This window comes from Hymenobacter ruricola (genome assembly GCF_015694525.1).
GTDB lineage: Bacteria > Bacteroidota > Bacteroidia > Cytophagales > Hymenobacteraceae > Hymenobacter > Hymenobacter ruricola.
This window is the reverse complement of the sequence record NZ_JADQDM010000002.1, coordinates 28,385-51,476: the sequence shown is the minus strand read 5'-3', so window position 1 is coordinate 51,476 and position 23,092 is coordinate 28,385. Positions and strand designations below refer to the sequence as shown.

The following is a 23,092-nucleotide window of genomic DNA, read 5'->3' as shown; positions in this document are numbered from 1 at the left end:
AATAACTTCAGCACCCCCACCCAAAGCATTCCGTATGAACCCGCAACCCAAAGATTACAGCAGCATCAGCCCGTCCGCCAAGTCGCTGCTGCTGCTCAAGGGCCACACCAACATCCCGTACGCCCGGGAAATGGCGGCGCTCATGCAGGGCGCCGAAGTGTTCGACTTGGATTTTGAGGCGAAAGACTTCTGGTTCTGGATGCGGGTGGTGCACTTTGAGCTGCGCTACTGGAGCATCGACCAGCTGCTGCAACAGGCCGGCCACCCAAACATTCTGGAGCTGTCGTCCGGCTATTCCTTTCGGGGCCTGGCCCTGTGTGCCCAGGAAGCCGGCGCCCATTACATCGACACCGACCTGCCGGAAGTAGTGGCCACCAAGCGCGACCTGCTAGCGCGGCTGCACCTGGGCAAAGACCTGAAATCGACCTTCGAGTTGCTGCCGCTGAACGCGCTGGATGAGGCGGAGTTCAACGGCGTCGTGCAACGGTTTGGCCCCGGGCCGCTCAGCATCGTCAACGAAGGCTTGCTGATGTACCTCGGCCCCGAAGAAAAAGCACGCCTGTGCCGCACCATTCACGCCGTGCTGACGCAGCGGGGCGGCTGCTGGATAACGGCCGACGTCTACGTGAAGCGGCCAGCTGACGTGCGGGTGGAAATACCGCAGCGGGACGGCGAGCGCCGCTTTTTCGAGCAGCACCACATCGAAGAAAACAAGTTTGACAGCTATGAGGCCGCCCGTGCCTTCTTCGCGGAGCAGGGCTTTGAAGTGGTGGCCGAAGCGGTGCCGGACTACCAGGCCTTGAGCGTGCTGCCCCAGCTGCGGGCGGTGCTGCCGGAGGAAGCGCGCAACCGCCAGGGGCAGCCGCCCAAAATACAGGCCACCTGGATGCTGCGGGCGGTATAATTGCGGGGTGAAAGAACTTCTGGAGGACCTGGAAAGCGCCGGCAGCCAGCGGGTCCGGCAAGCGGTGGCGGAGCTGGCCGGCCAGCCTTTGCCGCGGGCGGCGCTGGCCTTGTGCGCGGTGGCCTGGCAGCGCTGGGCCGAAGGCGACCCCACCCGGCGGGCGGGCCACCGGTTTTGGCGGTTCCAGGCGAACCGGCTGGGCTGGCGCACGGCCGACGACTGGACCGACGCCGACGACATTCGGGCGGCGCTGGGCGAGGTGCTGCGGGCCCAGCTGCCCGCGCAGTGGGAGGCGCTGGTGAGGGCGGCGGCCCTTTTCAACGGCATTTTCCCGGTGGAGGTGTACATCGGCAACGGCGACACGGGCGGCTACACCCTCGATTGCCAGCGGCTGTGGCAGGAGTTTGCGCCCTACAAGGAGTGGTTTGCCGAGGCGCTGCCGCTGTCGGAGTCCTTACGGCGCGAGTGGATTACCGTGGCCCAGATTTTCTGGTCGCACTTCCGCTGGCAGGCCGACGACTCGTTTTACGGCACGTTCAGCGAGCCGGCCTGCGGGTATTTGCTGGCGCAGGCGGTGGCGCTGGCGGCCCCCTACCCCATTCAGTACTATTATTTCTACCGGCAGCTGCCCGCTACGGCGCTGAGCCACGGCGGGCCCGACAGCGTAGGTCAGGAACTGAAATTGCAGTCGGGGCTGGGGCTGACGTACTTCTACTACGCGCAGTACTGCCAGTACCACCGCCACGACTACGCGGCGGCGCTGACTTACTACCAACGCTTCCTCGACGCCGAGCCGGATTGCCAGCCCGACAACCGGTTTTACCTCTTCGACCGCGACGCCACCACGCGCAGCCACCCGCCCAGCGCCCAGGAAGCCCTCACGGAAATGGGCACCTGCTACTGGCAGCAGGGCCGGCAGCCGGCCGCCCAGGCGGCTTTTCAGCAAGCCATTGCCCGCGCGCCCGACAATTTTCAGGCGCCCTACGAGCGTCTGGGCTACCTGCTCCGCGCGCAGGGCGCAACCGCCGCGGCCCTGCCCTGGCTGGCCCGCAAGGCCGAAGTGTGCGCCCAGACCGCGATGCAGGATGCCGGCCAGCTGCCCGGCATCGGCAGCCTGTTTTACTACGACCCCAGCCGCCCCGGCCCCGCGGACCTGCGCCGCTACCCCAACGGGTACGCCTGGTGCGACCCCGCCGCCCGCGTGCGGGTGCTGGAAGTGAACGAGCTATACAAAGAAGTGGCCGATGCGTATTTCTACGAGCTGGGCGACTACCCGCGGGCCGGCAGCTACTACAAGAAATACCTGGCCCACCTCAGCCAGTTAAATCCCGACGACCCGCTGGTGTACGCCCGCAAAACAGATGCCGCCGAAAGCCAGCTGCGCCTAGCCGTGGAGCAGGGCGACTACTGGCAGGCCCGCAGCCTGGGCGAGAAGCTGCTCCGGCTGGCCCCCGGCAACGCAGTGGCGCAGCTGTACTTGGCGCGCATCCGGCAGCGCTTCGCCTGAGCCGGGCGTGAAGCCCGCTGTCCACGCCCTGGGCAAGCTCGCCGTGCGCGTGCCCAACCTGGAAAGCGCCCTGCCGGCGCGGGTGGCCGCCTACCGCCTAGCCTGTCAGATATTAGGAATTGAGGGGCCAGCCTCATCTATGAAAGCAACCCTGCGTTGGAGCGAATAAATATTGATTGTGACTGTTGCCTACTGGTGGGCTGGGGTCACGTATGCCTACCGTATTTCTTACCTCATTGCTTATGGTTTTCCAAAAACCACTACGGTTGCCCGCCATGCGCCGAGGCTTCCACCTAATCACGGAACACGTGCTGGAAAGACTGCCCGAACTGGCAAAGGTGCGGGCCGGCCTGCTGCATGTGTTCATTCAGCATACCTCGGCCAGCCTGTGCATCAATGAAAATGCCGACCCCACGGTACGCCACGACTTCGAGCAGTTCTTCGACCGTGCGGCGCCCGAAAACGCCGCCTACTTCCGCCACAATTCCGAAGGCCCCGACGACATGCCCGCCCACCTGAAAGCGGCGATGTTGGGCAGCAGCGTCAGCATCCCGGTAACGAACGGCCGGCTGGCGTTGGGCATCTGGCAGGGCATTTACCTAGGCGAGCACCGCGACCATGGCGGCCAGCGTTTGTTGGTACTTACCCTGCTGGGTGACTGAGCGAAACCCAATCTGTTAGTTTTTAGCCAGAGCTCTTGAATGGCCAGGGCAGCAGTCTATGCTACAATAAGTCCCCCACCTCGCGCACGCCCACCGGGCGCGCCACGGTGAAGCCCTCGCCAAACTCGACGCCGATGATGTGGCCGAACTCCCGCGCCCGCGCCTCCATGAACCGGCCGAACTCCTGGCTGGAGAGGTAAGTCTGGGGCTCGTCGAGCTTGGGGTTGAAGAACTGGGTGTTGAAGGCCTGGATGGCTTCCCACTTCTTGGCCCAGTGCGGCGTGATGTCGACCACGAAAGCGGGCGGCAGCTGGCGGTCCTGGATGTAGTGGTACACGTTTTTGGGGCGCCAGGCGGCCTGGGGCAGGCCGTCGTCGCCAAAGGTTTCAATCATGCGCAGGCCAGCCAGAAAGCAGGCATCGACGGCCAGCTGGGCCCCGCGGCCGTGGTCCGGGTGCCGGTCATCGATGGCGTTGGCCAGCACCACGTCGGGCTGGTAGCGGCGAATGGCGGCGATGAGCGGCAGCTGGTGCTCCCGGTCGTTGCGAAAGAAGCCGTCGGGCAAGCCCAAGTTTTCGCGAATGTCAATGCCCAGGATTTTGCACGAAGCCGCCGCCTCCGCCGCCCGGATGGCCGGCGTGCCGCGCGTGCCCAGCTCGCCCCGCGTGAAATCGACGATGCCGACCTTTTTGCCCACGGCCATGCCGGCCAGCAGCGTGCCGGTGCAGGACATTTCTACGTCGTCGGGGTGGGCGCCCAGGGCCAGGATATCGAGTTTCATTGCGGGGTTCTGTTGGTTGGTAATGTAATAAAGAACGTCATGCCGAGCGCAGCGAAGCATCTTGCCCGCCACCAGTAATCCAGTTGAATGACTTACTGGTGGCGGGCAAGATGCTTCGCTGCGCTCTGCATGACGTTTACTTATGGGCTCGTGTAGCTTACTTAATCCGCAGCCGCTTGCCCGGCTGCAGGGTTTTCACGCCCGGGTTCAGCTTGCGCAGGGTACTCACGCGCACCCCATACTTCTCGGCCACTTCCGACAGCGTATCGCCGGAGCGCACCCGGTGGGTCACCGTCTGCCGGGCCCGCGACGGCTGGCCGCTGCTGTGGCTGCTCCGGCTGCGGCTCAGCGCCCGGTTGTAGTAATTGAACAGCGCCGAGGTGATGGTGAAGTTGTCTTTCCGCAGCTTGTAGCCGGGAAAGTCGTACATCAGCACCGGGTTGATGGGGTTGCCCTGGTAGCGCACCTCAAAATGCAGGTGCGAGCCCGTGCTGCGCCCCGTGCTGCCGCCGTAGCCAATGAGCTGGCCCGCTTTCACGAAGGTGCCCACCGGCACCAGCGCCTTGCTCAGGTGGCCGTACACCGTTTCGAGGCCGTTGTAGTGGCGCACCAGAATGTAGTTGCCGTAGCCGCCGCCGTCCCAAGCCTGAATGCGCACCACGCCGTCAAACACGGCCTTCACCGAGTCGCCGGTTTCCAGGTCCAGGTCCATGCCGTAGTGCCAGCGGTAGCCGCGGAAGGCAAAGCCCGAGGTAATGGGCGTGCTTAGGAGCGGCATTTTGGCGTAGCGCTGCCGGGGCGGGTCGGTGAGGCGCAGCTTCAGCGAGTCGCGGTAGCTGCGGCCGTCTACGCGGTAGGGGTTCACGCGGTGCGTGTCCCAGATGGAATAATAGCCCGCCACCTTCACCCACGACGAATCAATGAGCACCTCCTCCGACATCTCTACGATTTCCGTCCCGCCCTCGTTCAGCGTCGTGGTGTCCTCGCTCACGATGCTGAGCTTCTTGGCCGGGTTGAAGTAAATGGACTTGGCCGCGTCCGAATTCTCGTCCGGGATTTCCTCGGTTTCAATCACTGTAGTGGTATCCGGGCGCACGTAGCGCATCTTGGGCGTCTTGATGCGGAAAAAGTCCGACTTGCCGGACGTGCTGCCGGCCTGGGCCTTGGTGCGCGGCGGCTTGCGGCGCTGGGCCTGCGCCGGGTTCAGCCCGGCCAGTAGCAGCAACAGCGCCAGCAACAGCAGCGCCGGGCGCCAATGAGTTGTTTTCTGAAAAGTCAAATGCAGAATCGGTTAGCTGATATCCGGAACGTCATGCAGAGCGTAGCGAAGCATCTTTACCGCGCAACGCAATTCCAATGATTGAATTGCGTTGCGCGGTAAAGATGCTTCGCTACGCTCTGCATGACGTTCGAAACGCAAATTTAATGCTTAGTGTATGCCCAGCGCGGCCAAGTAGCGCTCGGCATCCAACGCCGCCATGCAGCCGGAGCCGGCCGCCGTCACGGCTTGGCGGTAGGTATAGTCCTGCACATCACCGCAGGCAAACACGCCGTCGATGTTGGTCTTGCTGCTGCCGGGAATGGTTTTCAGGTAGCCCTGCTCGTCGTGGTGCAGGTAGGGCTGGAAAATCTTGGAATTCGGCTCGTGCCCGATGGCCACGAAGAAGCCCGTCAGCGGAATCTCACGCGTTTCGTGGGTCAGCAGGTTTTTTACCCGCACGCCTTCCACGCTGTGCTCACCCAGAATCTCATCCGTCACCGTGTCGAACAGCACCTCAATCTTGGGGTTGTCGAGCACGCGCTTCTGCATGATTTTCGAGGCTTTCATCTCGCTCTTGCGCACTATCATGGTCACCTTGCTCGCCAGGTTGGCCAGGTAGGTGGCTTCCTCCGCAGCCGTATCGCCGGCGCCCACAATGGCCACTTCCTGCCCGCGGTAGAAGAATCCATCGCACACGGCGCAGGCCGAAACCCCCGACCCATTCAGCTTGGCTTCTGACGGCAGCCCCAGCCACTTGGCGGAAGCACCCGTGGCAATAATCACCGCGTCAGCCGTCAGTTCAATAGTTTCGTCAATGGTCACGCGGCGCGGCGTCACCGAGAAGTCCACCGCCGTAGCAATGCCATAGCGGATATCCGTGCCGAATCGGGTGGCCTGCTTTTTCAGGTCTTCCATCATCTCCGGGCCCATGATGCCGTCCGGGTAGCCGGGAAAATTCTCCACGTCGTTGGTAATGGTGAGCTGCCCGCCGGGCTGCAAGCCCATGTACATAACCGGCGCCATGTTAGCACGCGCAGCGTAAATAGCGGCGGTATAGCCAGCCGGGCCGGAGCCGATAATCAGGCATTTGATGTGTTCAGACATTGTGCTGTAGCGCGGAGTTCTGCTCCGCGTATCGATGAACGAAAAGTGGTTGTTGGCTAACGGCGCCACCGGAATGCGAAGCAAACTTCGCGGTACGCCCCGGTAGACGCTCAACTTAACAAAACCGTACAAAAAACCCCAACCTTACAGTCGGGGTTTTTCAACAACAAAAATAAGCAGAACTTAGCCGAGGTAGGGCTTCAAGGCCTTCGAGCGCGACGTGTGGCGCAAGCGGCGAATGGCCTTCTCCTTAATCTGGCGCACCCGCTCGCGGGTCAGGTTAAACTTCTCGCCAATTTCTTCCAGCGTTAGCGCCGCTTCGCCGTTCAGGCCGAAGTACAGCGTAATCACGTCGGCCTCGCGCTTGGTGAGCGTGCTCAGGGCGCGCTGCACCTCCTTGCGGAGCGAGTCGTTCATCAGGGCCATGTCCGGCGACTCCTCGTCCTCGTTTTCGAGCACGTCGAGCAGGCGGTTCTCCTCGCCTTGCACAAACGGGGCATCCACCGATACGTGGCGGCCGCTGATTTTCAAGGTGTCCACTACTTCCGAAGTAGTCAACTCAAGCACCTCGGCTATTTCCTCCGGCGAGGGTTCACGCTCGAATTTCTGCTCCAGTTCCGAGAAGGATTTGCTGATTTTGTTCAGCGAACCCACGCGGTTCAGGGGCAGACGCACGATGCGGCTCTGCTCGGCCAAGGCCTGCAGGATGGACTGACGAATCCACCACACGGCGTACGAAATAAACTTAAAACCACGGGTTTCGTCGAAGCGTTTGGCCGCTTTGATGAGGCCGAGGTTGCCTTCGTTGATAAGGTCACCGAGCGAAAGGCCCTGGTTCTGGTATTGCTTGGCCACCGACACCACGAAGCGCAGGTTGGCTTTCGTCAGTTTTTCCAGCGCCTGCTGGTCCCCGTCGCGGATACGCTGCGCGAGCGTCACCTCCTCATCGGGCGTGAGCAAATCAACCTTGCCAATCTCCTGGAGGTACTTGTCCAGCGACTGGCTTTCGCGGTTGGTAATCTGCTTACTAATTTTTAGCTGTCTCATGGGACTAGGTAAGAACGATATCTGATGGGGTTATACGTAAGAAAAAGCCGCCCGGCCAGTCCCTAAGTCAGAGGAAGCCAACAGGCTCCCTCTGCTTTAAGTTCTCAGGCGGCGCCGGTTCGCTAGGCTTTCGCCTCGCCGTTGCTGGCGGCCGCGGCCTCCGGCTTGGGCAGAAGCACCTTGCGCGAGAGCCGGTACTTGCCGGTTTTCTTGTCGATTTCCACCAGTTTCACGTCGATGTCCTGCCCCACTTCCAGCAAGCCTTCCAGCGTCTGAATCCGCTCGTGCGTCACTTCCGAGATGTGCAGCAGGCCGTCTTTGCCCGGCATAATCTCCACGAAAGCACCGTACGGCTGAATGCTGCGCACTTTGCCCTTGTACACCTCGCCTACTTCGGGCTGGGCCGCGATGGCGCGAATCCGGTCGATGGCGCCCTGCATGTCCTCCTGGTTGGAGGCGTAGATGCTCACGTGGCCCTTTTCGTCCTTCTCCTCAATAATCACCGTGGCGTTGGTGTCCTTCTGAATCTGCTGAATCACTTTGCCGCCTGGCCCGATTACCGCACCGATAAACTCTTTGTCGATGAGCATCTTGTGCGAGCGCGGGGTGTGAGGCTTCAGCTCCGGCGCCGGGGCCGAAATCGTCTTCGCCATTTCGCCGAGAATATGCAGACGGCCCTCGCGTGCCTGGTGCAAGGCAGCGGTCAGAATCTCGTTGCTCAAGCCTTGGATTTTGATGTCCATCTGGCAGGCGCAAATGCCCTTTTCCGTGCCGGTCACCTTGAAGTCCATGTCGCCGAGGTGGTCCTCATCGCCGAGAATGTCGCTCAGTACGGCGTACTCACCGGTTTCCTTGTCCTGCACCAAGCCCATGGCAATACCGGCCACGGCGGCCGAAATCTTCACGCCCGCGTCCATCAGCGCCAGCGAGCCGGCGCATACGGTAGCCATCGAGCTGGAACCGTTCGACTCCAGAATGTCCGACACGATGCGGATGGTGTAGGGGTTTTCTTCTTCCGAAGGCAGCACCTGGCGCAGCGAGCGCAAAGCCAGGTTGCCGTGGCCAATTTCGCGGCGGCCGGCGCCGCGGTTCGGCTTCACTTCACCGGTCGAGAAACCGGGGAAGTTGTAGTGCAGCATGAATTTCGAGTAGCCCTTGGCCAGCGGCTGGTCGATGATTTGCTCATCGAGTTTGGTGCCGAGCGTGGCCGTGGTCAGGCTCTGGGTTTCGCCGCGGGTGAAAATGGCCGAGCCGTGCGCGCCGGGCAAGTAGTTGATTTCTGACCAGATGGGGCGGATTTCGGTGAGCTGGCGGCCGTCGAGGCGCACCCGCTCCTTCACCATCATGTCGCGAATGGCCTTCTTCTCGGCCGAGCCATAGTAACGGCTGAACATCTTCATATCCAGTTCCGGCTGTTCGGCAATCAGTTGGTCCAAAAATGCCTTTTTTACGCCCGAGAAGCCTTCCTTGCGGCCGGCTTTCTTGGTGTTGCCCGAGCGGGCCACATCGTAGGCGCCTTGGTACACGCCTTCGTGGATGCGCTTTTTCAGTTCCTCGTTCTCCTCGTACTTAGGATACTCGCGGGTGGGCGAGTCGGCCGTGCGACCCACGGCCTCGGCGAGCTCCTTTTGCAACTGGCACTGGGCCTTGATGGCTTCGTGGCCGAAGGCAATGGCTGCTACCATTTCCTCTTCGCTCACTTCCTTCATGGCGCCTTCCACCATGGCCACCGAGTCGGCGGTAGCGCCCACCATCAGGTCCATGTCGGCGCGCTCCAGGTCGGAAGTGCGGGGGTTAATCTGGAACTGGCCATCGATGCGGGCTACGCGAACTTCGGAAATCGGACCAGCAAACGGAATGTCGGAAATTGACAATGCGGCCGAAGCAGCCAGGGCGGCCAGCGCGTCGGGCTGCACCTCTTTGTCGGCCGAGATGAGGGTAATCATCACCTGCACCTCGTAGTGATAGTCTTTGGGGAACATCGGCCGCAGGATGCGGTCGACGAGGCGGCAAATCAGGATTTCGTAGTCGCTCAGGCGGCCTTCGCGGCGCTGGAACGAGCCGGGAATCTTGCCGGCCGAGCCGAATTTCTCTTGGTAGTCCACCGACAGCGGCAGGAAGTCAACGCCTTCGCGCTGGCTCGGGGCCGATACCACCGTGGCCAACAGCATGGTGTCGCCGAGGCGCACCACCACGGCGCCGTCGGCGAATTTGGCCAAGCGGCCGGTTTCGATGGAGATGACGCGGCCGTCGGGCAGCGCCAGGGTTTTGGTAATGGCTTGGGGTTGGGACATCAGCGGGGTTTGCTTGGAAAAGCGACAGCGGGCGAGCAGCCAAAAACGAGCGCCGCCAGCGGCCCCCGTTACTCATGATAAAAACAACAGCAATGCGCCGATGAACACCAACCGTCGGGGGCAGCCTCGGCGCCAAACCAACCCGAACAAAAAAAGAGTAGGGAACCTTCGTTGGAAGGCTCCCTACTCTCAGACTCTGGACTTACTTACGGATGCCCAGCTCCTTGATGATGGCGCGGTAGCGGTTGATTTCGCGGTGCTGCAGGTAATCCAGCATGCTGCGGCGCTTGCCTACCAGCTTCAGCAGGCCCAGGCGGGTGCTGTGGTCCTTCTTGTTCACCTTCAGGTGCTCGGTGAGGTGGGTGATGCGGTGGGTGAAGAGGGCAATTTGCGACTCGGCCGAACCGGTATCGGTTTTCGACTTTTGCAGGCTGTTCTTTTCAAAGATGGCCTGTTTTGCTTCAGTGGTCAGAATCATCGGTTGATAGGTGTTACCCCGTCTTAGATTGTGGGTGTTAAAAAATGTTGATTGGTTACCCCACGCATTGGGGTGCCGCAAAGGTACGCAATTTTAAAACAGGATAAAAGCGCGGTGCCCGGTTTTTACAGCCGGCTTGGCGCCCTTTTATCAGGCCACTAATTCCTTTTCCGGCTCCGTGATTTTGCGCAAAGCCGGAATGCCCACGCGCTGCGGCAGGCGGCGCCAGAAGTCCAGTTCCAGCAAGCCGGAGTCGTTGTAGGCCTGGTAAAGGAAAAACAGGCCGGCGGGCAGCAATACCAGGTTCGACATCCACATTCCGATGCCCACCGGCATCACAAATTCGCGGCCGTATTTCTCGCCCATGATACTGAGCACGTAATAGACAATGAAAAACAGAATGGAAATGAGGATGGGCACGCCCAGTCCGCCTTTTTTGATGATGGAGCCCAGCGGCGCGCCAATCAGAAACATCATCAGAATGGCCGCCGACTGCGAATACTTCCGGTAAATCTCGATGCGGAAAAGCGCCGAGCCGCGGGCGTCCACGTCCAGCCGCTCGGCCGTCGACTTGGCGTAGGACTGCAGGTTGCGCGCCCGGTTGAGGGCTTGCTCGATAATGGGCGCGGTGGCGGCGGGCAGCCGGGCGGCCGGCACCCGCAGGCCTTCTACTTTCCGGGCGGCGGCGCGGCCGGTGGTATCCAATCGGATGTAGGAGTAATAGGAGTTCATCGTGCGGGGCAGCTCCTGTTCCTGGATGTGCAGCTTTTTCTGCACCGAATCGGTGGCGTAGCGCAGCTGCGGAATGTTCAGCATCATCCGGTTTTGCTTGAACAACTCCTGCTTGGTCCGGGTCATGCCGAAGGAAGCCAACGAAAACGTGATGACGTTGTGGTCGAAGGCCTGCCGGATGAAGCTGGCGCCGGCGCGGTCCTGGGCGTCGGGCTGCTCCACGTAGTTGTGACCGTGGAAAAGCTCAAAAGCCAGATAGCTGCCGTTGTGGGTAGTGGCCATGTGGCCCGAATCGGCAAGCATGACGGTGGAGTTGCCGGACTTTTGGGTGTGGTCGTAAATCATCACGCCGTGCAGCCGGTCGCCGTTAACGCCCGTTTTTTTGTCCACTTTGATGGTGTAGCCAGGGATGCCGTTGTAAAACACCCCTTCCCGGATGTCGAGCGCCAGCTTCTTCTGCCGCACGTCCCAGAGCAGGCTGTAGGCTTTGAGATTGGCGCGCGGCACGATGGTTTCGTTGAACCAGAACGCCCCGACGGCCAGGCCCAGGGTGAGCAGGAGCACCGGGCGCAAAATCCGCGTGAGGGCAATGCCCGAGGCCTTAATGGCCGTCAGCTCGTGGTGCTCGCCCAGGTTGCCGTACGTCATCAGCGAGGACAGCAGCACGGCCAGCGGCAACGACACCGGCACGATGAGCACGCTGAAATAGAATAGCAGCTGCAGCAGCACGGCCGTGCCCAAATCCTTGCCGATGATGTCGTCGAGGTATTTGAGCAGCGTGTGCGTGAGCAGAATGAATTGCACCACCGCAAACGTGAGCAGGAAAGGCCCGGCAAAGGCCTTGAGAATGAGCTTGTCGAGCTTTTTAAGCATAGAACGCGGCGCTGAGCATAAGTTTCAGCCCGATACGAAACGACGACGAACGGAAAAAAGTACCGAAAAACGGACCGCACCTGGCCAAACCGGCAGCTGGCGCGGCGCTACCCCCCTACTTGCTCCCGCAGTTTGCCCACCAACCCCTCCCACATCTCGTGCTGCTCGGCCGCGTCGTGGCCCGCCGAGTAGTCGACGACGCGCAGGTACACTTCATCGGTCACCTGCGAAGAATCGAGGGTAAATTCCAGAAAGTTTGCGTCCGAAATGGGCTGGCGCTGCTCGTTGAGGAACACGAAGCGCACCGCGCGGTTCAGGCGCTGGCCCGAAATTTCGGCGTAGTGGTTTTCGTTGTCCCAGATAAAATTGAGGCGTTGCCCTTCCACGTAGCGCACATCGTCGCAAAACCACTGGGAAAGCCCCGACGCCGTGGCCAGGTATGGAAAAAGAATTTTGGGCGAGGCGTTGATGGGAAATTCCACCACGAAGCGCGTTTTGGACTGAATATCAGGCGAAGCCATAGGAGAAAAAACGAGGGCGCCCCAATAGCAACCGGCCTGAGCCAGCGGAGCGCGGGAGAAATACAGTGTTTTTGGCCCCAAACCTTGCGCCGGGGCCTATTATCGCGTTACCTTTGCACCCACAAAAAACCCGGCGGGGTAGCTCAGTTGGTTAGAGCACAGGATTCATAACCCTGAGGTCACGAGTTCAACTCTCGTCCCCGCTACTTCAAAAACCGTTTTGGCCGTGCGCTGAAGCGGTTTTTTCGTTTTAGGCCCTTTTCCGTCGGAGTCGGCTCAATCACCCATTTGTGGTGTTTCAGTCTTCAACTCATCAAGGTTAAAACCGGGCTGCAAGGGCCCAAAACAAGAAAACGCTGAACCCGAGGTTCAACGTTCTCTTGATGGATAACGCCCGAAAGGGAATTACTTCGCCTTTTCCACGATGCCTTTGAAGGCTTCGGGGTGGTTCAGGGCCAAGTCGGCTAGCACCTTGCGGTTGAGCTCGATGCCGGCCTTTTTCAGGCCGCCCATCAGCTGCGAGTACGACAAGCCGTGCTCACGAGCGCCGGCGTTGATGCGCTGAATCCAGAGGGCGCGGAACTCGCGCTTCTTTACTTTACGGTCGCGGTACGCGTAGAGAAGGCCTTTTTCAACGGCGTTCTTGGCTACGGTCCACACGTTTTTGCGACGGCCGTAGTAGCCTTTCGCCAAACGCATGATTTTCTTACGGCGGTGGCGCGAGGCCACGTGGTTGACACTTCTTGGCATAACCTGAGGAGTTTTTGGCAGCCGGCGACGGGGTTAGGGTCTTAGAGCCGGAAGCCTGGTTTATAAGGAATTATGAATTAAAAATTATGAGTTATAAATTAAAAACAGCAGCGCGCAAATGACTGTCTGATTTCTAATTCATAATTTATAATTCCTAATTAAAAGTTAAGCATCTGGCGCACGCGGCTCATGTCGGCGCTGCTCACGAGGCCGGTGTGGGTCAGGCCGCGCTTCTGCTTGGTGGTCTTCTTCGTGAGAATGTGCGACTTGAAGGCGTGCTTCCGCTTCACCTTGCCCGTTCCGGTGAGCGCAAAGCGCTTCTTGGCACCGGATTTCGTCTTTACTTTCGGCATTGTAGTGGTTGTTGGAGGGTTGGTTGTTGATTGTTGATTGCTCACTGACCGGGGGTCGGGAAGCCATCCGCAACCGGGTAAAATCTATTCGGCGTCGTTGGTGGAAGCCGGAGCTGCTTCGGGCGCTTCCGCGGGCTTGGCAGCTTTCTTTTCGGGTTTGGCGTCGGATGCCGACGCGGCCGGCTTGGCTGCGGCCTTCGCCACAACGGCCGCTTTCGGCGCGAGGTACAGGAACATGCGCTTGCCTTCGAGCTTGGGCAGTTGCTCTACTTTGGCCAGGTCCTCAAGGGCCTGGGCAAACTTGAGCAGCAGGATTTCGCCCCGCTCTTTGAACACGATGCTGCGGCCCACGAAGTGCACGTAGCTCTTGATTTTCGCGCCTTCGCGCAAAAACTCCTGGGCGTGCTTCACCTTGAAGGCAAAGTCGTGCTCGTCGGTGTTGGGACCGAAACGGATTTCCTTGAGGACGACCTTGGTTTGCTTGGCCTTTAGCTCGCGGGTCTTCTTCTTCTGCTCGTACTTGAATTTCGAGTAGTCGATGACGCGGCAAACGGGCGGCGTGGCGGTGGGCGAAATCTCGACGAGGTCGAGATTCTGGTCCTGCGCCATCTTGCGGGCCTGGTCGATGGGATACACGCCCTGCTCCACGTTGTCGCCAACAAGGCGCACCTCGCGGGCCGTGATTTTTTGGTTGATTTTGAACGGCTCTTCCACCTGCTGGCGGGGCACGTACCGACGATTCGGAGCTGCTATGGTTTGGTCCTCCTGCTAAAAAAGTGGCGGGGAATGAGATTCTAGGCTGTTTCGGCCGGGTAAGGCCTGGCAATCAGGGGGCAAATATCGGCATTTATAATTGGAAAGGCAAGGCAGGAGCCAATGAATTTCAACTGGAAGCGTAAATCATTGTCACACTGAACGCAGCGAAGCACCTTATCACGCTCGAACAAGTCGTTCAAACCTGATAAGGTGCTTCGCTGCGTTCAGCATAACAGACTTTCTGCTGTGGTGCCTTTACAGCGCCTCCACCATCTGGCTCTGCACGCTTTTCACGAAAGCTTCGAGCGGCATGGAACCAAGGTCGCCCTCGCCGTGCTTGCGCACGCTGATGATGTTGTCCTGCGCTTCTTTCTCGCCTACTACCAGCAAATAGGGAATCTTGCCCATTTCGGCGTCGCGGATTTTGCGGCCGATGCGCTCGTCGCGGCCGTCGACGGTGCCGCGCAGGTCGTGCTGCTCCAGCTGCGCTTTTACTTGGTAGGCGTAGTCGCTGTACTTGTCGGAGATGGGCAGCACGATGAACTGCTCGGGCGTGAGCCAGAGCGGGAAATTGCCGCCGCAGTGCTCGATGAGCACAGCCACAAAACGCTCCAGCGAGCCAAACGGCGCGCGGTGAATCATCACGGGGCGCTGCTTGGAGTTGTCGGCGGCGGTGTATTCGAGGTCGAAGCGCTCGGGCAGGTTGTAGTCGACTTGGATGGTGCCTAGCTGCCAGCGGCGGCCGATGGCGTCGCGCACCATGAAATCGAGCTTGGGGCCGTAGAACGCGGCTTCGCCGTACTCGGTCACGGTGTTGAGCCCTTTTTCGAGGGCGGCTTCCTGGATGGCGCTTTCGGCCTTCTCCCAGTTTTCGTCGGAGCCGATGTACTTGGTTTTGTTCTCGGGGTCGCGCAGCGAAATCTGAGCGGTGAAGTCGGGGAAATCGAGGGCCTTGAGCACGTAGAGCACGATGTCAATTACCTTCATGAATTCCTCCTTCACCTGGTCAGGGCGGCAGAAGATGTGGGCGTCGTCCTGCGTGAAGCCGCGCACGCGCGTCAGGCCGTGCAGCTCGCCCGACTGCTCGTAGCGGTACACTGTGCCAAACTCGGCGAGGCGCACGGGCAGGTCGCGGTAGCTGCGGGGCTCCGTTTTGTAAATTTCGCAGTGGTGCGGGCAGTTCATCGGCTTGAGGAAGAATTCCTCGCCGGGGTTGGGCGTTTTGATGGGCTGGAACGAGTCGGCGCCGTACTTCTCGTAGTGGCCGCTGGTCACGTACAGCTCCTTGGCGCCGATGTGGGGCGTCACGACGGGCGAGTAGCCGGCCTTCACCTGGGCGCGGCGCAGAAACTGCTCCAGGCGCTCGCGCAGGGCGGTGCCTTTGGGCAGCCACAGGGGCAGCCCCGCTCCTACTTTCTCGGAGAAAGCAAACAGCTTCAACTCTTTGCCGAGCTTGCGGTGGTCGCGGCGCTTGGCTTCTTCGAGGCGCTCCAGGTACTCGGTGAGGTCCTTGGCTTTGGGGAAGGTGATGCCGTAGAGGCGCGTGAGCTGTTTGTTTTTCTCGTCGCCGCGCCAGTAAGCACCGGCCACGTTCATCAGCTTCGCGGCCTTGATGGTGCCGGTGTCGGGGATGTGCGGGCCGCGGCAGAGGTCGGTGAAGCCGCCTTGCGTGTAGAAGGTGATGTTGCCGTCTTCGAGGCCGTCAATCAGTTCCAGCTTGTAGGGGTCCTGCTTTTCGGTGAAGTAGGCAATGGCGTCGGCTTTCGAGACTTCTTTGCGGACGTACTGGCTTTTGTTCTTGGCCAGCTCCAGCATTTTCTTCTCGATTTCGGGGAAGTCTTCGCTGCTGATGCTGCGGCCTTCGCCGAGGTCGACGTCGTAGTAGAAGCCATTTTCAATAGCCGGGCCGATGGCCAGCTTCACGCCGGGGTACAGGGCTTCAAGGGCTTCGGCCATAAGGTGGGCCGAGGAGTGCCAGTAGGTGGATTTGCCGGCGGTGTCGTTCCAGGTGAGGATGCTGACCTGCGCGTGGTCGGGCAAGGGGCGGTGGAGGTCGCGCACTTCGCCGTTGACCGACACGGCCAGGGCGTTGCGGGCAAGACCTTCGGAAATGCTGGCGGCCAGGTCGTAGCCGCTGGCGCCGTCGGCGAGCTCGCGCTGCGAGCCGTCGGGAAGAGTGATGTGGAGCATAATAGGTGACTTGCGGTGAGCGCAAAGCCGGTGCAAGTTACGGCCAGCCGCCGGAGAAACGAAGCCATTGCGGCCAAAACCCGCTGGTGCGCAGGTTGCGGACTGTGGCCGGGCCGCGTGGCTGCAACCTTCCAAGGCCTTTGCCATGGTAGCTGAACGCTGGGTATCCGCAGTTCTTTCTGAAAAAGAGAAGGCTGGCTGGACCGGGTTGGGCCGAGGCCTTCCCGTGAATGCTAGAGCCCCGACTGCCGCGGCGCGAGGGCTTCCACCGGCGCGAGTTGCGGCCGGGCGGCGGGCCGGCGGTAGTAGTAGCGCGGCGCGGTGCGCAGGCTATCGGGCAGCAAGGCCTGCACCTGCTCGTTAGTTTTCCAGACTTTGAACGTCCAGTGGGCGTTGCCGGGGTTTTCGGCCACCAGCAGGCGGTACTGGACGAGGGCCTCGGGCAGGCGTTTCTGGGCTTCCAGCGCTTCGGCCAGCAAGGCCCGCGCTTCGGGCAGGCGGGGGTTGCGGCGCAGGGCCCGGGTGAGGTGCGGGATGGCGGCCACGGGCTGGCGGGCTTTGGCCGCGGCCAGGCCCAGGCGGTAATCGGCGCGGTAAACGGTGGTGTCGAGGGCCAGCGCGCGGCGGTAATACCACAGGGCGCTGTCCGGGCGGCCCTGCAGCTCCAGCTGGCGGCCGTAGTCGTAGCGCAGCAGGCCGGAGGTGGTGTCCAGTTTCATGCCCAGCGCAGCATATTTCGCGGCATCGGCCGGAATGCGCCAGGCGTTCAGCAAAAAGGCCAGCTGGTGTAGGATTTCGGTTTCGTGAGGGTCACGGGCCAGGGCATCCTGCAGGTACTGCACGGCCGTGGAGGTGTCGGCGGTGGCCGCGTAGGCCAGGCCTTTGTAGAAAAGGGCCGCGGGCTGGTCGGGGTCGAGGCGCAGGGTGCGGTCGAAATTGTCGAGGGCGGCGGCGTAGTTGCGGGCCGCCAGGTGCGTCTCGCCCACCAGCAAAGGCAGCTCGGGGCCGCCGAAACCGTGCTCGGCGGCTTGCCGGGCCGCGGCCAGGGCGTCGTTCAACTGGCCCAGGGCCCGGAAGGTTCGCGCCTGCAGGAAGTACAGGCCCCCGTTGGCATCGTCGATTTCGAGGGCAGTGGCAATGTCGGCCAGGGCGGCACGGGGCTGGCCGGCGGCCAGGCGCAGGGTGGCGCGGCGGGCCAGCAAGGCCACGTTGCGGGGCTCGCGGGCAATGGCACCGTTGAGCTCGTCGGCCTGCACCCGGGGGCCGCTTTGCACGGTGGCCAGGTTCACCAGCGTGTCGGGGCTCTCGGCGGGCGTGGTTTGACAGGCCACGGCTAGGGCGGCCACCGGCACCAACGTGAGCTGAGAAAAACGGGAGCAGGGCATGGCTCAAGCAACGGCAAGCAGAACCGAGCGGTGCGCCCAATTCCATCGCAAAAGTAAAACCGCCGCCAGCTTCCGGCCCGCGGCGCTTTTCCCAGGGGCTCAGTCGCCTTCCCGGCTTGAGCTGGCGGGTGCCGGTGTCGGCGGTGGCGCGGGTGCCGCTTCGGAGGCTGCCCGCCGCTGGTGGCGGGCATCGGCGCGGGCCAGGGGCGGCAGCATCTTGCGGCATAAGCGACTGATGACCAATTCGTCGCTGGTAATGGGCGAGATTTTTTCCGCTTCCAGCAGCACTTCAATGGCCCGGCGCCGGCGCCCCTGGTACTGGCACATGCGGGCCAGGTCGTAGCAAAACTGCAGGTTCTGGGGTGCCATTTTGTGGGCTTTTTCCAGGTTTTCCATGGCGTCGCGGCTGTCGCCGCCCTCGGGCACCCCGCCCAGCACCAGCTTGCTGTACAGGCGTTCGAGCAGGTTGTAATGGGCCACGCGGTATTGCCAGCGGCCCAGCAGTTGCCAGGTTTCCGGCAAATCGGGGCGCCGCTCGGTGGCCAGGTACACGTGGGAGCGCAGGTCGCGAAACGCGGCCAGCCGGGCGCCGGCGCTGTAGAGGGTGGCCTGGCTAAACAAGGCCAGGGCGGCGGCGTAGTTGCTTTCGCCGCCTTCGGGCCGCAGCAGCAGGGCGCGGTCGGCGTACTGGCGGGCGGCATCGAAATACGCCGCTTTTCGCGTTTCATCGGAGTAGCGGTTGCCGATGCGCACGCTGAGCACGGCGGCCTGCCAGAGCGACAAATAGTGCGTCGGCGCGAGGTTCAGGATTTCCTGGTACACCGCCAGGGCTTCTGAGTCTTTGAACTGATTGGCGAGGCTGGCGGCCTGGAACAGCTTCACCCGCACGGCGGGCGGGTCGGCCGGCGGGGCGGTCACGACGCGGGGCGTAGCTGCCCGTTTTTTGGCAGGTTGGGCCGCCACAAGCGGCGTTCCCAGCGCACCGGCGGCGAAGACCACTACCCACCAATATAATCGAAGCCACTTCACCTGACACGCCGGCAATTTGAAAGCAAATTTTCGCAAAGAACGGCACGATGCGCGCAGACTTCCGGCAGGCAGAACTCAGGAACTGCCGAACCAAGCCCCGTCCAAAGGACTTGAGTGCGCCTGCTACCAACACCCGGCCAGTGTGGCACTGAGGAAGTAACCGCTATGGCACTCGCGCAACATTCATTGAGTTTCAACGCGTTGGCCACCAATCACCACCCCGGCGTGCTCCACCCGCAACAAGTATAATCCCGGAGCAAGCCCTTCTGTATCCAGCATGAGCTGGGCTGTTTGGGCGTTCTGCGTTTGTACGACTTGTCCCAGGGCATTAACCAGACTAATGCAGAACGGCGGAACAGCACCTACGCGCACGCTGAGCTGGCCGTGCGCGGGCACCGGCCACGCCTCGATGCGGTAAGCCGTGGCCGCCCGCTGGGCCAGCACGTTGCCATCGAGCAAGCGGGTAAGCCCAAGCACCGGCAGCCCGCTGACGGAAACAAAAGTGCCAGCCGCCACAATGGCCCCATCGGCCTGCACCAGCACGCGGGCCGCGCCCTGGGCCGGCCCCTGGCTGCTGGCAAAGGAAGCATCCGGCAGGCCATCGGGCAGCAGGCGGAACAGCGAGGGCGCGGCAGCAGGCGCCGGAAACTGGCTGAAGCCCGTCAGCAGCACGCGCCCATTGGGCTGCAGGGCCACGGCGCTCACGCTGCCGCCGGGCTGCAGCAGCTGGCTGGCGAAGGTGGCATCGGGGGTGCCGTTGGGCAGCAAGCGGGCCACGTGCGTGGTGCTCACGGAGCCGGCCTGCGAAAAGCTCCCGCCCAGCAGCAGGCGCCCGTCGGGCTGGAGCGCCAGGGCCTGCACCGCGGCCGTGCCGCGAACCGACGCCCCCAGCACGGGCGGGCTAAACGAGGGGTCGAGGGCGCCGCTGGGCAGCAGCCGCAGCACCTGGCGCGCCGCCGTGGCGCTGCCCACCACGATGTTGCCATCGGGCTGCACCAGCAGCGCATTGGGCGGCACGTTGGCCGCCGACTGAAACGTGGCGTCCACGGTGCCATCCGGCAGCAGCCGCAGCAAATTGGCGCTGGCCGGGAAGCCTGCCCGGCGCAGAGAGCCCGCCACCAGCAGCTTGCCGTCGGGCTGCCGCACCAGCTCGCGCAGGGTCGCGCCCACGGTCAGCGGCGAGGCAAAGGCCGCGCTGGGCTGGCCGCTGGGCAGCAGCTGCACCACGCCGGGTTGGGGCATTCCGCCGGCCCGCGAGAAGGTGCCGCCCGCCACCAGCGTGCCATCGGGCAGGGCCAGCACCCGCACGCCCTCGCCGCCGGCGAGGCGGGCCCGGCGGCAAAAAGCCGTGTCCACGGCGCCGCTCAGCTCGAAGCGCACCACGTTGTGCACCTCTTTATCATTGACTTCGCTGAAATTGCCCACGGCCACCAGCCGGCCATCGGGCTGCTGGGCCACGTCGCGCACCGAGCCGCTCAATTGCAGCACGGGCCGAAAAGAGGGGTTCGGCGCACCGGTGGCCTCTAGCAGCGCGGCGCCCAGCTCCCGGCTGTCGGGGGTGCCCAGGCGCAGCAGGTTGCCCGCCACCAGCACCTGCCCCGTGGGCAGCACCTGCACGCTGGCAATGCGCGGAAACAAGTCGCCCGGCGCCAAGGGTACGTTCCAGTTGGGGTCGAGGGCGCCGCTGGGCAGCAGCCGGGCCACCGGCGTGTGGCCGGTGGTCGGGTTACTCGTCTGCGTATTGGCAATCAGAATTCGCCCGTCGGGCTGCACCGCCAAGGCAGGCCGCGCGGTGAACAGCGGGGCGTAGAACCCGGCCGGGGGCGCAAATGCCGCATCGGCCACCCCGGCGGCGCTAAACCGGGCAAGTGCGGCCGTGCCCCCCGGCAGCAACGCCTGCGGCCCGGCTCCCGCCAGCAGCACCTGCCCGTCGGGCTGCACCACCACGTCGCTGAGCACCACCCCGGCCGCCAGCGCGGGCTGAAAGGCCAGGTCCTGGGCGCCGTTGGCCTGCAGGCGCACCAGCCGGTCTTCGCTCGCGGCCGGCGAGCCGGGTAGCTCCACGTTGGCCACCACCAGCACCTTGCCGTCGGGCTGCAGGGCCAGGCCGCGCACCCCCGCAAGGCGGCCGCTGGCGAGCTGGGCCTGAAAGCTGGGGTCGGGCGTGCCGTCGGGGTTGAGACGGGCCAGGCCCGGCGCCGGGGTTTGGCCCAGAAAAGCCAGGTTGCCGCCCACCAGCAGCTTGCCGTCGGGCTGCACCACGATGCGCGACACGTAGCCATCCTGGCCCGGCACGGGGTTGGCAAAAGCGGCGTCGCGGGTGCCGTCGGCGTTGAGCTGCACCAGGGCCGGGGCGGGCAGCCCGCCAAAGAAGGCATCGCCGTTCAGGCCCAGCAGCAGCTTGCCATTGGCCGCTTCGGCCAGGGTGGCCAGCTGAAAGTAATCGGCGGCCAGCGTGGCGTTGAACGCGCTGTCGGGCGCGCCCGTGGGCAGGTAGCGCACCACGCCGCTGCTGGTGGAGTTGTTATACGCCTGCCGTTCGGCGCGGTCGAACCCGCCGGTGACGACGCGGGCGCCGCTGCTGAGCTGCAGCACGCCACTCGCCGGTGCGGGCTGATAAATGGCCACCAGCGGAAAGCTGGGGTCGAGGCGGGGGCTGAGCTGCGCCGAGGCCGGCAGGGCCAGCAGCAGCGCCCCCAGAATTAAGGCAGAAAAATTGTTCATGGCTTGGAAGAAAAGAAAGCAGCGGACGCTTCCGCAAGGAGCCGCCTGCTGCTAAATGTAAGGGGTAGGTATCGGAAGCCGGAAGCCTTGCCTCCGGTCCTAGTGCTGCACTTGCAGCGCCCGCCGGATGGGCCGCCCGTAGGCGTCGCGGCCAGTGACGTAGTACAAGCCGCTGGGCAGCGCCCGCGTGTCGAGGGTCGTGGGCGCGGTGGTGCTGGCGGGCGGCAGCTCCACCAGCCGCCCTTGCGCGTTGTAGAGCTGCACCGGGCCCCGGAGGTTGTCGACCACGGCGCTGCCGTCGGCCGGGTTTGGGTGCATCCCGATGATTTCCTGGCTGGGCGCGGAGCACGGGCTGCCGTTGATGCTGGTGGCGGTGAAAATGGACGTGTTGTAAATTGTTTGAAAAAACCCGGGGGCCCGCGTCGTGCCACAGCCATCTACATAACGAACCGAAACCGAGAAGCTGCCGGAGGTGGGCGCCGTTACATACACCTCATGGTCCTGGGTGCCTTGGAGTGGCGCGATGAGGCAATTGATACAAGTCCACTCGATGTCAGTGCTGGTGCCAATGGCTTGGTTTTCGCGCAGCTAGACGGTTAAGGAGCTTTTGGCGCAAACCGTGGGACGACTATTAATGATGGCAGGAGCCGGGATGACGTCAAGGCTGGCATCGCCGTAGCCGGCCTTCACCGGAATGTCGGCCGAAGCGGGCGCGCAGCCGAAGCCGCTGTTGGCCACCACGTGCAGGGTTTGAGCCACGCCGCCCACCAGGCTGGCCGGCACGGTAATTCGCGCGATGGTGCTGCCCGGGCTGCTTTGCGTGAGGGTGAGCGGCGCCGTAATGCCGCTGAACGTGTAGCTCGTGGCCCCCGGCACCGGCTGCACACTCACGCCCTGCGTCACGCCGGGGCACAGCTCCAGCTTGGGCACGTTGAAAACGGGCGTGGCCTGGTTCGGGTTGAAGCCAATCGCCACGTCTTTCGGCGTGCCGGTAACTGTGGCGCCACTGCAATTGTAGGTGGGCGTGACGGTGAGCGTGGTGCCGCCGCTGCCGCTGGGCACTATCTTCAGCACGCCTTTCACCGTGTTGACGAGCCAGCCGCTGCCCGCGGGCACCGAGTACGTGAACGTGACGCCCGATTGGCTGGCCGTGGCCGTGGGCGTGAAGCCGGTTTGCTCGCCGCAGTTAACCGTGGTGGGCACATTGAAAACCGTGAAAGTAGGCTCTCGGACGAAATCGTAGCGGCGCTCGGCGCTAATCATGCCGGATATTAAGTTGTTAAAGGCCGTCGTTTCAAAACAGAATCGATTATAGAACCGCGCAAAGACGCTCTTGTTGCCTTCGCCCACTGGAGGCGTCACAGTGATGCTCCGGCCGCCCAGGTAATACCAGTAGCCGGTACTAGCTGACACGCCCGACCAGTACGAATCGGTCAAGCGGGTGGCGTTTTGCACGGTCCAAGTTGGTGGAATGGCCCAGATGTAGTCATTGATGACCTCGCCGGGCACCCCGGCGAAGGTTTCGACCGGCAGCGTGAGCGTGACCGGCTGCCCGCCGCTGCAAATGGGCAGGGAAGTACTGGCAGCCCCGTTGACTTGCTGGGGCAGCTTGCCAAAAACGTTGCGGATGCCAACTGTGACTTTTGGAGCTGGCGGGGTGGTGGTATTGCCATTACTAGTATTGACCAAGGTCATCTCAATTGTCCCTTGGTCGTCACCAACCAGCCATACTATTGTGAGT

At 62.6% G+C, this 23,092-nt stretch carries 20 protein-coding genes, 1 tRNA gene and 1 pseudogene; 5 read left to right on the top strand and 17 right to left on the bottom strand.

Going from position 1 to position 23,092, the window contains the following annotated elements; genetic code table 11:
- Window positions 1-34 precede the first annotated feature (34 nt).
- From I2H31_RS04240 to I2H31_RS04225, 4 genes are all read left to right on the top strand, one after another.
- Window positions 35-904: a class I SAM-dependent methyltransferase gene (locus I2H31_RS04240; protein WP_196291771.1), complete on the top strand. Its 870-nt coding sequence runs from the start codon at window positions 35-37 to the stop codon at window positions 902-904.
- Between the two features lie 7 nt (window positions 905-911).
- On the top strand, window positions 912-2,411 hold the full coding sequence (locus tag I2H31_RS04235) for a tetratricopeptide repeat protein (RefSeq protein ID WP_196291770.1): 1,500 nt from the start codon (window positions 912-914) through the stop codon (window positions 2,409-2,411).
- Window positions 2,412-2,418: 7 nt separating this feature from the next.
- Window positions 2,419-2,580: a hypothetical protein gene (locus I2H31_RS04230; RefSeq protein ID WP_196291769.1), complete on the top strand. Its 162-nt coding sequence runs from the start codon at window positions 2,419-2,421 to the stop codon at window positions 2,578-2,580.
- A gap of 106 nt (window positions 2,581-2,686) precedes the next feature.
- Window positions 2,687-3,073 (top strand): secondary thiamine-phosphate synthase enzyme YjbQ, encoded by a 387-nt coding sequence (locus I2H31_RS04225; protein WP_230687471.1) that lies wholly within the window; start codon window positions 2,687-2,689, stop codon window positions 3,071-3,073.
- Window positions 3,074-3,134: 61 nt separating this feature from the next.
- On the opposite strand, the gene bshB1 is transcribed toward I2H31_RS04225, so the two are convergent.
- From bshB1 to I2H31_RS04185, 8 genes are all read right to left on the bottom strand, one after another.
- A complete protein-coding gene (gene bshB1, locus I2H31_RS04220; protein ID WP_196291767.1) occupies window positions 3,135-3,854 on the bottom strand; it encodes a bacillithiol biosynthesis deacetylase BshB1 in 720 nt (239 codons plus the stop codon).
- A gap of 157 nt (window positions 3,855-4,011) precedes the next feature.
- On the bottom strand, window positions 4,012-5,133 hold the full coding sequence (locus I2H31_RS04215) for a peptidoglycan DD-metalloendopeptidase family protein (RefSeq protein WP_230687469.1): 1,122 nt from the start codon (window positions 5,131-5,133) through the stop codon (window positions 4,012-4,014).
- A 150-nt stretch (window positions 5,134-5,283) separates the two neighbouring features.
- Window positions 5,284-6,219 carry a thioredoxin-disulfide reductase gene (gene trxB, locus I2H31_RS04210; RefSeq protein ID WP_196291766.1) on the bottom strand — a complete coding sequence of 312 codons (936 nt, stop codon included), beginning with the start codon at window positions 6,217-6,219 and terminating at the stop codon, window positions 5,284-5,286.
- 183 nt (window positions 6,220-6,402) lie between these two features.
- Window positions 6,403-7,266 carry a sigma-70 family RNA polymerase sigma factor gene (locus I2H31_RS04205; protein WP_035566352.1) on the bottom strand — a complete coding sequence of 288 codons (864 nt, stop codon included), beginning with the start codon at window positions 7,264-7,266 and terminating at the stop codon, window positions 6,403-6,405.
- 122 nt (window positions 7,267-7,388) lie between these two features.
- Complete coding sequence (pnp, locus tag I2H31_RS04200) at window positions 7,389-9,560, bottom strand: polyribonucleotide nucleotidyltransferase (RefSeq protein ID WP_196291765.1); 2,172 nt, start codon at window positions 9,558-9,560, stop codon at window positions 7,389-7,391.
- A 202-nt stretch (window positions 9,561-9,762) separates the two neighbouring features.
- Window positions 9,763-10,038 carry a 30S ribosomal protein S15 gene (gene rpsO, locus I2H31_RS04195; RefSeq protein ID WP_196291764.1) on the bottom strand — a complete coding sequence of 92 codons (276 nt, stop codon included), beginning with the start codon at window positions 10,036-10,038 and terminating at the stop codon, window positions 9,763-9,765.
- A gap of 150 nt (window positions 10,039-10,188) precedes the next feature.
- Window positions 10,189-11,643, bottom strand: a complete 1,455-nt coding sequence (locus I2H31_RS04190; protein ID WP_196291763.1) for an LptF/LptG family permease — start codon at window positions 11,641-11,643, stop codon at window positions 10,189-10,191.
- Between the two features lie 107 nt (window positions 11,644-11,750).
- The gene (locus I2H31_RS04185) at window positions 11,751-12,164 is read right to left on the bottom strand and encodes an START-like domain-containing protein (RefSeq protein ID WP_196291762.1); all 414 of its coding nucleotides are present in this window, start codon (window positions 12,162-12,164) and stop codon (window positions 11,751-11,753) included.
- Window positions 12,165-12,296: 132 nt separating this feature from the next.
- Between I2H31_RS04185 and I2H31_RS04180 the strand changes: the two genes are divergently transcribed.
- A tRNA-Met gene (locus I2H31_RS04180) sits at window positions 12,297-12,370 on the top strand.
- A 199-nt stretch (window positions 12,371-12,569) separates the two neighbouring features.
- On the opposite strand, the gene rplT is transcribed toward I2H31_RS04180, so the two are convergent.
- The 9 genes and pseudogenes from rplT to I2H31_RS04135 all read right to left on the bottom strand — a co-directional run bounded on the left by rplT (window position 12,570) and on the right by I2H31_RS04135 (window position 23,046).
- Window positions 12,570-12,914, bottom strand: a complete 345-nt coding sequence (gene rplT / locus I2H31_RS04175) for a 50S ribosomal protein L20 (protein WP_168672944.1) — start codon at window positions 12,912-12,914, stop codon at window positions 12,570-12,572.
- Between the two features lie 158 nt (window positions 12,915-13,072).
- On the bottom strand, window positions 13,073-13,267 hold the full coding sequence (rpmI, locus tag I2H31_RS04170) for a 50S ribosomal protein L35 (protein WP_196291761.1): 195 nt from the start codon (window positions 13,265-13,267) through the stop codon (window positions 13,073-13,075).
- Window positions 13,268-13,462: 195 nt separating this feature from the next.
- Window positions 13,463-14,020 (bottom strand): annotated as a pseudogene (gene infC / locus I2H31_RS04165) (translation initiation factor IF-3); the annotation flags it as partial.
- Window positions 14,021-14,278: 258 nt separating this feature from the next.
- The gene (gene thrS, locus I2H31_RS04160) at window positions 14,279-16,213 is read right to left on the bottom strand and encodes a threonine--tRNA ligase (protein ID WP_196291760.1); all 1,935 of its coding nucleotides are present in this window, start codon (window positions 16,211-16,213) and stop codon (window positions 14,279-14,281) included.
- 233 nt (window positions 16,214-16,446) lie between these two features.
- Window positions 16,447-17,598 (bottom strand): tetratricopeptide repeat protein, encoded by a 1,152-nt coding sequence (locus tag I2H31_RS04155; protein WP_196291759.1) that lies wholly within the window; start codon window positions 17,596-17,598, stop codon window positions 16,447-16,449.
- Between the two features lie 99 nt (window positions 17,599-17,697).
- Complete coding sequence (locus I2H31_RS04150) at window positions 17,698-18,516, bottom strand: tetratricopeptide repeat protein (protein WP_196291758.1); 819 nt, start codon at window positions 18,514-18,516, stop codon at window positions 17,698-17,700.
- Window positions 18,517-18,810: 294 nt separating this feature from the next.
- A complete protein-coding gene (locus I2H31_RS04145; protein ID WP_196291757.1) occupies window positions 18,811-21,351 on the bottom strand; it encodes a T9SS type A sorting domain-containing protein in 2,541 nt (846 codons plus the stop codon).
- Window positions 21,352-21,450: 99 nt separating this feature from the next.
- On the bottom strand, window positions 21,451-21,843 hold the full coding sequence (locus tag I2H31_RS25585; RefSeq protein ID WP_196291756.1) for a T9SS type A sorting domain-containing protein: 393 nt from the start codon (window positions 21,841-21,843) through the stop codon (window positions 21,451-21,453).
- 96 nt (window positions 21,844-21,939) lie between these two features.
- Window positions 21,940-23,046: a hypothetical protein gene (locus tag I2H31_RS04135; RefSeq protein ID WP_196291755.1), complete on the bottom strand. Its 1,107-nt coding sequence runs from the start codon at window positions 23,044-23,046 to the stop codon at window positions 21,940-21,942.
- Window positions 23,047-23,092 lie beyond the last annotated feature (46 nt).